Source organism: Paenibacillus uliginis N3/975, from assembly GCF_900177425.1.
GTDB lineage: Bacteria > Bacillota > Bacilli > Paenibacillales > Paenibacillaceae > Paenibacillus_AQ > Paenibacillus_AQ uliginis.
Window position 1 is genome coordinate 3,715 of record NZ_LT840184.1, and the last position, 11,493, is coordinate 15,207.

Annotated in this window: 11 protein-coding genes; 5 read left to right on the forward strand and 6 right to left on the reverse strand. The window is 40.4% G+C overall.

Annotated elements, in window-relative coordinates:
* Positions 1 to 289 precede the first annotated feature (289 nt).
* From B9N86_RS00015 to B9N86_RS00035, 5 genes are all read right to left on the reverse strand, one after another.
* Positions 290 to 1,351 (reverse strand): endonuclease/exonuclease/phosphatase family protein, encoded by a 1,062-nt coding sequence (locus tag B9N86_RS00015; protein WP_208917028.1) that lies wholly within the window; start codon positions 1,349 to 1,351, stop codon positions 290 to 292.
* A gap of 80 nt (positions 1,352 to 1,431) precedes the next feature.
* Entirely contained in the window at positions 1,432 to 2,295 is an 864-nt protein-coding gene (locus B9N86_RS00020; protein ID WP_244562897.1) for a sensor histidine kinase, read from the reverse strand.
* A gap of 41 nt (positions 2,296 to 2,336) precedes the next feature.
* The gene (locus B9N86_RS00025; RefSeq protein ID WP_208917030.1) at positions 2,337 to 3,134 is read right to left on the reverse strand and encodes an ABC transporter permease; all 798 of its coding nucleotides are present in this window, start codon (positions 3,132 to 3,134) and stop codon (positions 2,337 to 2,339) included.
* Complete coding sequence (locus B9N86_RS00030; protein WP_208920007.1) at positions 3,127 to 4,050, reverse strand: ABC transporter ATP-binding protein; 924 nt, start codon at positions 4,048 to 4,050, stop codon at positions 3,127 to 3,129. The genes B9N86_RS00025 and B9N86_RS00030 overlap by 8 nt, the downstream gene beginning before the upstream one ends.
* Positions 4,051 to 4,141: 91 nt before the next feature.
* The gene (locus B9N86_RS00035) at positions 4,142 to 4,822 is read right to left on the reverse strand and encodes a response regulator transcription factor (protein ID WP_208917032.1); all 681 of its coding nucleotides are present in this window, start codon (positions 4,820 to 4,822) and stop codon (positions 4,142 to 4,144) included.
* Positions 4,823 to 5,023: 201 nt separating this feature from the next.
* On the opposite strand from B9N86_RS00035, the gene B9N86_RS00040 reads away from it, so the two are divergent.
* The 3 genes from B9N86_RS00040 (at position 5,024) to B9N86_RS00050 (ending at position 8,492) form a co-directional block, all read left to right on the forward strand.
* A complete protein-coding gene (locus B9N86_RS00040; protein WP_244562898.1) occupies positions 5,024 to 5,890 on the forward strand; it encodes an AraC family transcriptional regulator in 867 nt (288 codons plus the stop codon).
* A 297-nt stretch (positions 5,891 to 6,187) separates the two neighbouring features.
* Complete coding sequence (locus tag B9N86_RS00045) at positions 6,188 to 6,901, forward strand: ABC transporter ATP-binding protein (RefSeq protein WP_208917034.1); 714 nt, start codon at positions 6,188 to 6,190, stop codon at positions 6,899 to 6,901.
* A gap of 43 nt (positions 6,902 to 6,944) precedes the next feature.
* Positions 6,945 to 8,492 carry an ABC transporter permease gene (locus tag B9N86_RS00050; RefSeq protein ID WP_244562899.1) on the forward strand — a complete coding sequence of 516 codons (1,548 nt, stop codon included), beginning with the start codon at positions 6,945 to 6,947 and terminating at the stop codon, positions 8,490 to 8,492.
* A gap of 84 nt (positions 8,493 to 8,576) precedes the next feature.
* Here B9N86_RS00050 and B9N86_RS00055 read toward each other — a convergent pair whose 3' ends face one another.
* Positions 8,577 to 8,930, reverse strand: coding sequence for an SDR family NAD(P)-dependent oxidoreductase (locus tag B9N86_RS00055; RefSeq protein WP_208917038.1), 354 nt, complete (start codon positions 8,928 to 8,930; stop codon positions 8,577 to 8,579).
* 265 nt (positions 8,931 to 9,195) lie between these two features.
* Here B9N86_RS00055 and B9N86_RS00060 point away from each other — a divergent pair, with 265 nt between their 5' ends.
* A complete protein-coding gene (locus B9N86_RS00060) occupies positions 9,196 to 10,623 on the forward strand; it encodes an ABC transporter permease (protein WP_208917040.1) in 1,428 nt (475 codons plus the stop codon).
* A gap of 10 nt (positions 10,624 to 10,633) precedes the next feature.
* Positions 10,634 to 11,311 carry an ABC transporter ATP-binding protein gene (locus B9N86_RS00065; RefSeq protein WP_208917042.1) on the forward strand — a complete coding sequence of 226 codons (678 nt, stop codon included), beginning with the start codon at positions 10,634 to 10,636 and terminating at the stop codon, positions 11,309 to 11,311.
* Positions 11,312 to 11,493: the final 182 nt, after the last annotated feature.

Here is an 11,493-nt window from a genome sequence, read left to right on the forward strand (position 1 = left end):
CGTTAACTACTCAAGAATCCCAACTGCGTCAGCAGACTTGCCCCTTTAGGGGTGGGAGTGTCAAATAATTAATTGTAAAACTGAATGTGAACTTCTTCGTGTGTGCATGATAAATTCTTTCGTTTCCTTATTATTTATAAAATTAGTATAGTTCCTAAACTTATTGGTTGTCAATCATAGATAATGACTAATAGGAGGGCTCTTAATTGCTGGTTAAAGCCGTATTCCGAAAAAAGAAGCCAACATCTCTGATCATCAGAGGTGTTGGCTTCTTTGAGGATGATTTAGCTTATTTCAGAATAAATTTCCCTGTAACGGGGTTATGATCACTGTTCTCGAAGTTCAGATCGTGTCCGGTAACATCAACGATCTCAACATTTGGAGACACGAGAAATCCGTCGATCACAGCGAGAAAATTGAGTCCTTTTTGATACGCCACGTCTAGCGTTCGGACGGAAGGAGTGTTCGGGTCTATCGCCCACTGGAAGTCACCCGGGCCGAAGGTATCGGGGAATGGTTGTAGCCACTGCGGCCATTCCTGCTTAGTGGGAAACTTATTGTGATCTGTTCCAGGTAGGGAGTGATTCCAATCCCCGCCTATAATGAAATAGTTGTCGTTCTCCACTTCTTGATTGATATAGTCCTCAAGGAAGTCAAGTTGTTGTTTGCGGATTGTACCGCCTTTATCGAATGCCGACAAATGCAGGTTGATTAGCACGAGTTCTTTACCGTTATCTACTGGAAACCTGCTCTCTATAAATGCACGATCCAGCTCAAACAGCTGAACAGGCCAACTTTCTTTGCCAGGCAGATTGAAGCGAGTATGAGATGTGCTCTTGAACGTTGATAATGTGAGTAAACCACTTTGCACCGCACCCATTGGATGAGTCAACGGCACGGGTACCCAAGGCATCTTGTAATTATAAGCAAATGTATCACTGTATCCTTGTAGGCTATGACTTATTTTTTCGACTTGGTTAATCTTGTTGCTACGGGAGGAGTTAACATCTACTTCCTGCAGGATATACAGATTTGAGCCAGTGTCGCTCAGAAAGTCGGTAATGGCGTTCAGGTTAGTCTCCGTTTGCCCCTTACTACTTGATCGGGACTTCGTTCCACCGTCCATGAAGAAATCCTGTCCTTGGTCGAGGCCGGCGTAGCCGATATTGAACGTAGTGACGGTGAACGGCTCACCTTGCTTAAGTATTGAACTGTTATTATTGTTGGTATGAAGTTCTGTTTGAGCTGGGGGTTTATAATCAATCGCTGTAATATAGATTAGAAAAATGGCAAGCACAGCAATTAGGGTTAGCACGATCCAGGCCAGCCACTTTAACGGTTTTTTGATCATTAGGTTTTTGTTACCTCCTAATTTATAAATTTTGTAGTGCGGGGGTTTCACATATATATTCAGGAAATATAATAGTGAGACTATAACGGAAGTTCAACTCTTATCTCGAGAAACCCGTCTTGTAAGAATGCAGCTGTACTGCCTCCCATCTGTTCCGCCAATAGCCTAACAATAGACAAGCCCAACCCTGTACTATTACTTCTTGCTTTATCGCCAGTATAGAAGCGATCAAAAAGCCGGTTTATATCAATAACGGAAGTATTTTTCATCGGATTTTTAAACGATAGAATTGCTTTATTTGTAGCCAGCAAACTTACTTTGATATCTCCATTTGAGTGCTGAACACAATTTCGAATTAGATTTTGAATAATTCTCGTAACCATTTCTTTATCAGCAAGGACAAATACAGTTGGTGTTTCCTCAAGGCGTACAGTCAGATTGTGTTCCTCTAATGTGGTAACTGATGCTGCGAGGCACTCTGCCACAAGATTGGTAAGGTTAATTCGTTTGATGTTTAGTTCGGGTTCAGCGTTCAGGAGATAGGAATACTCAAAAAAATGTTCAATCAACCGACCCAATTCATCAGCGTGTTTTTGGGCAGTGTGCAGTTTCTTTAGCTGATCGGCGCTCAAATCACCATTTTTCATAAGCTGCTGGTAACCCTTTATAGCAGTAAGCGGTGTTCGTAAATCATGGGAAATATTTGCGATTAGCTCCTTAAAGTTCTTTTCCTCTTGAATGCCTTTAAGACGGAGGTTTTCCTCCGCCTTTAGGCATTTGTTAATATTGATAGCCAAAGCATTAAGCTCCCTGCTCAGGAGTTCCAAACGGATAGGTTGACGTGTATGTTCAGTCAGCCGTTTGTCCAACTGTCGGTTGATGTTGCGCAATTGTCGCTGAAGAAAGGCGATATACAAGGCGAGCAACATAATAAGAATGATCAAAGTGCCAGCGACAATTATCAACGCGTTCACCAACCTTTCAGTTACTTAATTTCCGATTTTCTGAATGCGCTGTATGTGACAGCAAGCATGACAATCATAAATATTAAACTAACAGCGATTGCCTTAACCATGTCTCCCGTTCCCGTATCCAATGTTATAAAGGTGTACTTCCCTCCATATGGCGTAAAGGAGAAAATACGCTCAAACACCGGAGAACTATCGCTTAATCTCATTAATTGCGCAGTAAATAGTGAAAACCCATAATAAATAACAACTACGAAGATGGGCTTTTTAAGCGTAAAGGCAAGTGGTACACAGATACTCAATTGTGCCACATATACGATTATCAAGGTCAACATGACAGCAAGCATTTTCCATACCTCTGATGCGGAAAAGGCTGTACCACCCTCTGAAGTCAGTAGATTCAGGAATCCTATTGCTACGGAGCCCATACTAAACTCGGAACCTGTACTAAGAGCAATACCCGTTATGATGGCATAGGGGAGTAGGATGAGCGCTAGGGCAAATCCCAATAAGGTTGCCTTACTAACGATGACAGCACCCCTGCTACAGCCATTTGCAATAGCATCATGGATTGTTTTATTATCGAAATCACCACAGATAAACACGCCTGCAATAAAACCGCCGAGAATGCTTATTATATTTATATCAGAGAACATGAACCCCATTCCTGTCATGCTGGCTTCAATCTTCCCCTGTGGTATCAGATATGCCATCATTGCCATGACTAACGCACTTACAGTTGTGATTCCCAATAGAATCTTAATTGCCTTTGATTTACGTAATTTAAATAAATCCGCCTGAATCAAATTAAGCATCTTGGCCACCACCTATAACAGAAATAAAGTAGTTCTCAAGCGTATCTCCCTCGATAGAAAATTTCGAAACGACAATCCCATTTTCATATAAGGTTTTTGCCACCAAATCCGTCTCATTCCAATAATCATATAGCTTAACCGTTTTATCTGGCATGACCTTAAAATTGGTGGTGTTCAGCTGCATCTCCAATACGCTCGTTAACTTTTCCGGTTGGTCGCAGCTAATATGGATGTGGTGCTTGCAGTTTTCATCAAGCTGCTCCAGGGTGAGGGTTTGCTTAATTTCGCCTTTATGGATGATGATATAATTCGTTACGGTTTGATATAGCTCTGGCAAATTATGACTTGAAATTAAAATGGTCATTTGCCGCTCTTCGCACAACTTCTTCAATAGATTACGAATTTCAACAACACCCAATGGGTCAAGTCCATTGATCGGCTCGTCTAAGATCAGCAATTCAGGGTTGCCAAGCAGGGCGATCGCAATACCTAAACGCTGCTTCATACCAAGTGAGAAGTTTTTTGCTTTCTTATTTCCTGTGTCAGCAAGTCCGACGAGTTCTAACAATTCACCCTCAATTTCCTTGTTGGGAACACCGCGCATAATTCTGTGAAACTTGAGATTTTCTTTCGCTGTCATATAGGGGACAAATCCAGGATTCTCGATCATGCAGCCCAGCCGTTTCCTTTCATCCTGCAAAGCACGCTCACCACGATGACCAAAAAGCTCAATGTTGCCCTTCGTGGGAAAAGAAAGCCCGGCCAGAAGGCGCATTAGCGTTGTTTTTCCCGCGCCGTTCTGCCCGATTAAACCGTATATTTTACCGGATTCCATTGTAATCGACACATCATGCAGCGCAAAAAAAGTGCGGTAGCTTTTCGTAAGGCTGTTTGTTTTTACAACATATCGTTTCATTTTGCTCACCTATCCTTTCTGACTTTAGGTTAACTTCCATTGGTTTAGAAAAGGTTAAGGGGAGCAAAAAAATAGTCAGGAAACAGATAATTCATTCTTTGTATAGACGATAACCCAAGCCCCATACCGTTTCGATATATTCCTTATTCGGATTTACTTTCTTTAACTTATTACGCAGATTGCTGATGTGAGTCTTAACCGCATTATCATCACCGAGATATTCATCTTTCCAGACCGATTCATACAGGTTCGATTTTGTAAAAACCTTGCCGCTATGCTTTAGTAGCAGCTCCAATATCATATATTCCTTTGCGGTCAGTTCCATTTCAGTCTCGCCTACCGTAACACGCTTTGTATTGTCGTCCAGTGCCAAGTCCTTATAACGAAAAACTTTGCTTTCTTGTAATTGCTTATGAGCACGCCGCAGATTGGATTCTACACGTGCCACAACTTCTCCTAAATCAAAGGGCTTTGTGATATAGTCATCGGCCCCCAGCTTCAAAAGATCAATCTTCGTGCCAACCATATCCTTTGCGGAGATGACAATGACAGGAGTTTCAGAAAATTCCCGTGTTTCTTTAAGTATTTCATCCCCGCTTTTGTAGGGAAGCATAATATCAAGTAGAATCAAATCATACGATTTGTTTTTGATTTCCTTTATTCCATCGACGCCGGTATAGGATGATTTCACTTTATAACCTGCATCGATCAATGCTTCTGCCAGCATTAAATTGACATCTTCGTGATCTTCAATAATTAGAATACTTTCCACTAAAAATCACCCAATCCTTTTCAATATAAAAAAACTAAAATTATCAATAACATTCTACTTAGAATCATAGCTTACTGCTATTGAAAAATACATTAGTATAAATGTTTTCAGGACAAAACGGAGCATCTATGAACAGGATTGCTGCCGATGCTTCCTATAGACTGAATTTGAAAGGAGATGATGATGGTGGAGGCGCTGAGATTGCTTCGGCTGGCTATCGACTATATCGAAGACCATTTAACAACTAAAATAGAGATCGACGAGATTGCGAAGGTAGCGCTGCTATCCAGGTACCATTTTCAACGCATGTTTCACGCTTTAACAGGCTTTACCGTAACGGAGTATATCCGAAACCGTCGACTTACGCTGGCTGCTGAAGAATTAGCAGGCACGGACAGCAAGGTCATTGACGTGGCGCTTAAATACGGTTATGAAAGCCCGGAGGCTTTCGCTAAAGCCTTTCAACGACTGCATGGTGTGACGCCTTCGAATGCAAAAAAGACGAATGTAAAGCTAAAGGCCTTCTCCAAAATCACCTTTCAAATTCAGATTAAGGGAGAATCGGAAATGAATTATCGCATTGTAGAAGAACCGGCATCGATTGTAGTGGGCAAGCATGTGCTGATCAAGGAGGACCCATACAAGGAAATACCGGAATTTGCAGAAGTTATATGGACAGACGGCACACATGATCGGATTAATGAGGCGATAGGGAACCCACCAGGGACGTTGCTGTATGGTTATCACTATGATTTTGATGAGGAAGGTAGAAGGAGTTATTTGATGGGTGCTGCGCTTCCTGAAGGATCCCAAGTGCCTACAGGATTAACCGTGTTGACCATTCCTGCACAAACATATGCCGTATTCGAAGGTACAGACAAAATGACAGATGATGTTGTGATTAGTACCGGAATTCATAATGTATGGAGACGGATTTATTCGGAATGGTTCCCTACAGTGAATTTTGAGCAGGCTGAGGGACCATGCATTGAAAAATATTATTGGGTCGATGATGAAAAAATCGATTCCGTATGCGAGGTATGGATTCCTATCAGACGAAAAGCCTAATAACTTGTTACTAGGACACTAGAGCCCCGCTGCTCAAGTGTCTTTTTGTATTTGACATCAGATCAGTGAACTGTGAAACTTGGCCGTTACAGACAGTGCGGGGAACTATATCATAAACAGTGGAGAGTTTTAGTAAAATAATAATGGCCCCCATGAGGACAGCAAGCAGAAAATTTGGGTGCAAATGAACTTTCATCATTGGCTAGACGTATTATAGTTATTCTACGAAAAGCGTACGGGGAAGAAGAAATGACGTTGTTCAAAATCTGTATATTCCAATGATGAGGTGAAGGAAGAATGCTCACAATAAAACATTTTACCAAGAGCTATAAGGGTGGCAAAAAGGCAGTAGACGACTTGAATTTAGTGGTCGAGAAGGGTGATATTTACGGCTTTATCGGACATAACGGTGCAGGAAAAACAACGACGATCCGGTCAGTAGTTGGTGTCCTTGACTTTGAAGAAGGGGACATTGAAATTAACGGCATCTCGATTAAGAAAGATCCAGTTGCCTGCAAAGCGATTACTGCGTATATTCCTGATAACCCGGATCTATACGATCATCTTACCGGCATACAGTACTTGAATTTTATTGGAGATCTCTTTAGCGTATCCAAAGCAGATCGTGAGTCACTCATTAAAAAATACGGCGATGCTTTTCAGATTACAGCCGATTTGGGTGGTATGATCTCCTCGTACTCCCATGGCATGAAGCAGAAGCTCGCTATCATCTCAGCTCTCATTCATAAACCAAAATTGTTAGTGCTGGATGAGCCTTTTGTTGGACTTGATCCAAAGGCCGCTCACATGTTAAAGACGATCATGGCAGATCTGTGCAGCAAGGGTAGTGCAATCTTCTTCTCAACTCATGTACTGGATGTGGCAGAAAAGCTCTGCAATAAGATTGCTATCATTAAAGCGGGCAAATTGATAACTCATGGCAAGACAGAAGAAGTAAAGGGTGACAACAGCCTTGAGAATGTGTTCCTGGAGTTGATAGACAATGACTAATATATGGAGATTAACAAAGATACAATTGCTTTCATCATTTGGCTTGAATAAAGCATTGCATACGCGCGATGTTAAGGAAAGACGCAAATTGCTTCTGCTAAGCATCGGCATTCTAATTGGTGTGATCATGATTGCAGTGGCTTCATTTGGATACAGCTTCATGATGGCACTGACCTTTGAACAAATAGGCCGTATGGATCTGCTGCTTGCCATTATGATGGCTGTAACTTCTATTGTTGGATTCTTTACAACGATCTATAAAGCAAGTGGAGTATTATTTAGCTTTAAAGATTTCGATTTGGTCATGTCGTTGCCTATCAAAACAAGCCATGTTGTAGCGAGCCGTGTTCTTCAGCTCTATGTGCTGAATTTATTTTTCACTTTAATGGTGATGCTGCCAGCTGGTGCGGTTTATGCAATAAAAGTGAGTCCTGAAGCGCTATATTATCTGTTTTTTCTGATTGCACTCTTGTTTATTCCATTACTACCCATCATTGCTGCAACCGTTATTGGCGCACTGATTAGCTGGATCTCTTCCCGTTTTAAAGCGAGTCGAATGATCAGCCTCATATTAACCTTTGGCGTAATTATTGGAGTTATGATTGGTTCGTTCCGTATAAATGGTAACGAGCAGGTACTTGCTGATATGAGTACACAATTGGCAGATATGATATTTAAGCTGTATCCTCTTGCAGCCATGTATGTTGATGCTGTTTGCTCATACAAAATTGGTTCATTGCTATTATTTATTGCGATATCGGTGCTTGCGTTTATGCTGTTTACCACTGTACTTGGCACAAGATATAAAGCTATACACACAGGCCTAACGACCTCTCATGCAAGCAGCAAATATATAATGAAGCCACTAGAAACATCATCACCTTTTCGTGCACTGTATAAGAAGGAGCTGCGTCGATACATTGGTTCTTCCTTATATGTATTGAATACGAGTATTGGTATGATTTTTTTACTCGTGATGTCGATTGCTTTATTATTTATGAGCTCGGAGAAACTTGGGCAACTGATAGAAATCCCGCAATTGTCCGATTACTTGAGCAAACTGGCTCCATTGGTCGTTTCTTTGTTCGTCATTTTAAGCTGCACAACGTCAAGTTCCATTTCTCTCGAAGGCAACAATTTATGGATATTAAAAAGCTCACCCGTACCCAAAAAAACCATACTGCTTAGTAAAGTTGCGGTGAATCTCACCATCACAATGCCGATCTCGATTGTCAGTTGTGTGATGCTCATGATATCGTTGCGCACGGGATGGATTGAAAGCTTGCTATTGCTTGTTATCCCATTGATCTATGCCTGTTATTCAGCGATGTTGGGTGTTATTGTAAATTTGAAACTTCCTAACCTGGAGTGGATAAGTGAAGTTACGGTGATCAAACAAAGTGCATCGGTCTTAGTGTCCATGTTGATAGGTTTCATCAGTCTAGTGATTCCATTTGCTATATCGCTTCTTTTATCCCATGTAAATGGCAATCTCATCTCGTTAGGCATTGGAATAATGATGATGGTGGTATGTGGTGTGATGTATAGATACATCCAGACAAAAGGAGAGCAGCTGTTTCAGGCTCTTTAACAAGTGGGGTTTGCCATACGACTAGCGATGAGAAACAGTTTGGTTAATACTTTATGAGGGCACCCAAATGGATAATGGGTGCCCTCATTTGCACATTGCGGCAAAATAAGAACCCCAGAATCTGCTGTCTAATGTAGATTTTAGAATTTCACTGTCTGTTTCTAGAATAGCACCAAGTACAATATGGGAAGCCGTGACAAAAACATGGTCAACATGATCAAGCTGGTTAAACATGGTTCGAACACTAGTTTCATCTGCAACATCCACCTCAAAAGAACGCACACCATTTCCAATGATTTTAATGGCTGTATTAAGTTTCTCCTGTGTACGACCCGATATGACAACATGAGCTCCTTGATCGTAAGCGGCTTTTGCCGTAGCGAGTCCTATACCCGAGCTTCCTCCAATAATGACTACTACTTTACCTGTAAGCATCATTTTCATCTCACTCCCATATGGTACTTGGTATCAGAATGATATACCAATTTTATACAGATTTTATTTCTGTATTGCGCACGTGTCAATCAATGAGTCTTATCTCAACCGATGTTAACATCCTGCTTATTTCCCCGGAATGATTCTTTATGATATTTCCGACCAGTCCACATAAAGTCCCCTATATCTCTAGATAAAATCCTCGATATCTCCATATAGACTCCAGATTAGTCCTTTAAATTAGAGATATCAGAGGAGGTTAGTAATCATGAATTTTATCAAACGGGCTTTTTTAAGTATACAAGCAAGAAAGGGAAAATCTCTTATCCTATTTGCTGTATTTTTAGTTCTTACTAATTTAGTGTTAGCAGGATTCGCCATTCAAAATGTTACAAAAACAGCGAATGATCTCGCCAGAAAAGAGTTAGGAGTCGACGTGACGTTAGGTTTAGACGGGGAAAAATTTCAAAAATACGTTCAAAAACAGAGAAGTGAAAATCCTAATGAAAGAATACACCGCCCAGAAGTGTCTACAGAGGAAGCAGATAAGTTAGCAGAATCACCTTATGTAAAAGATTTTAACTATTTAAAAGATAGTCAAGGTGTAGCGGATGGTTATACTCCCATTAATGGTGATAACGAGGGAGAAGCGATTGGGGGATCCATAGGTGGTGGAGACCAAGGGAATATGAAAATGCCAAATACATTCATTCACGGTGTGAGAAGTTCTGATTTATTGAAAGAATTTACAGAAGAAACGAATAAAATGATTGAGGGGCGTCCAATAACAGCAGAAGACAAAGATAAGAAAGTAGCCCTGATTGAAAAACAGTTAGCTGAACAAAACGATCTACAAGTTGGTGATAAGTTAAAGATCACATCAACAGATGATACATCGACAGTAGAGTTCGAAATTTTAGGGATTTACGAAACTTCCACGGTAGATGGCAACATGGAATCGGCACCGCCTCTGTTTCATCCATCGAACAAAGTATATGTCTCGTACGAATCGTTAAAAGAATTTTCGGAAAATAAGGATATGAAAGGTACACCAATTGACCAGGCTATTTACTATTTAAAGGATCCACATGATATCGATGCTTTTAAAGCAGAGGGAGAAAAAACAGACATTGATTTTGACCTATTTAAACTAGATGCTCATGATGCATTATACAAAAAAATGGTAGGCCCTATTGAGAACGTAGCATCAACTTCAAAATGGATTATATACCTGGTCTCAATTACAGGATCTATAATCTTAGGACTTATCATTATGTTGACCATAAAAGAACGACGGAAAGAATTAGGAATTCTACTTGCAATTGGCGAGAAAAAAGGGAAGTTAATCGGACAACTTTTAGTAGAAGTATTGTGTATAGCTGCTTTGGCATTTAGCTTCTCTATCTTTACAGGTGGGACAGTATCTCAAAAAATGGGAGACAGTTTATTGCAGAAAGAAGTTATTTCTTCTGAAGAGGAGCAGCAGGGAGCAAATAATCCAGGATTCATGTTTGAAATGAATAATGATCAGGGTCAAGATGTGGATCCTATTGATAATATTGATATAAGTGTGACTTCCCAAGATTTGCTGAAGTTAGGTGGATTAGGTCTATTAATTGCAATCTTATCAACCATTCTTCCAGCATTATCGATTCTTCGATTGAATCCAAAAGATATTTTACTAAAAGATGAGTAGGGGGATCCACATGGAAACTATTTTGCAATTCGAAAATTTGAATTACCATTATAAAAGCAATAATAAAAAGATCACTATACTAGATAATGTAAACTTTTCGTTTCAAACCGGACAATTTTATACCATTTTAGGACCATCCGGATCCGGAAAAACAACGACCCTTAGTTTAGCAAGCGGATTAGATATCCCAAGAGGCGGGTCTGTATTATACAAAGGAACAGATATACGGAAGATAGGGCTGGATTCCTATCGAAACCAACATGTCTCCATTATTTTTCAATCCTATAATCTCATTACGTATATGACCGCTCTTCAAAATGTAGTTACGGCAATGGAGATTACAGGAGTTGATGTAAAAGATAAAAAAGGAAGAGCGCTTGAGTTGTTAGAAAAGGTAGGGTTGACCGAAGTAGAAGCCAAAAGAAAAGTATTACAGCTTAGCGGTGGTCAGCAACAGCGTGTGGCGATTGCTCGTGCATTATCTTGTAATGTGGATTTATTAATTGCCGATGAACCTACTGGGAATCTAGATCAAGTAACTTCCATGGATATTATCGAGTTATTTAAAGAACTTGCTCATAAAGAAAATAAATGTATCATTGTAGTCACTCATTCACAAGAGGTGGCTAGACAATCAGATACAGCGGTGTATCTCGAAAAAAGAAATTTAGTAATCAAAAAGTTGTAAGGGAATGGGAAAAATGTGGAAAAGAATAGCAGCTCCCATTGGTTTAGTAGTAGTGACGATTGGTATTTTAGTCGGTGCTTTTCTATCAAATTCACCGAGAGGACGCCCTCTTCAAGCGACGCAGGAGCTAAGGGGGTGGTGAATCGGGGACATCTGTGAAATGCTTGTAACAATTCCTTTCA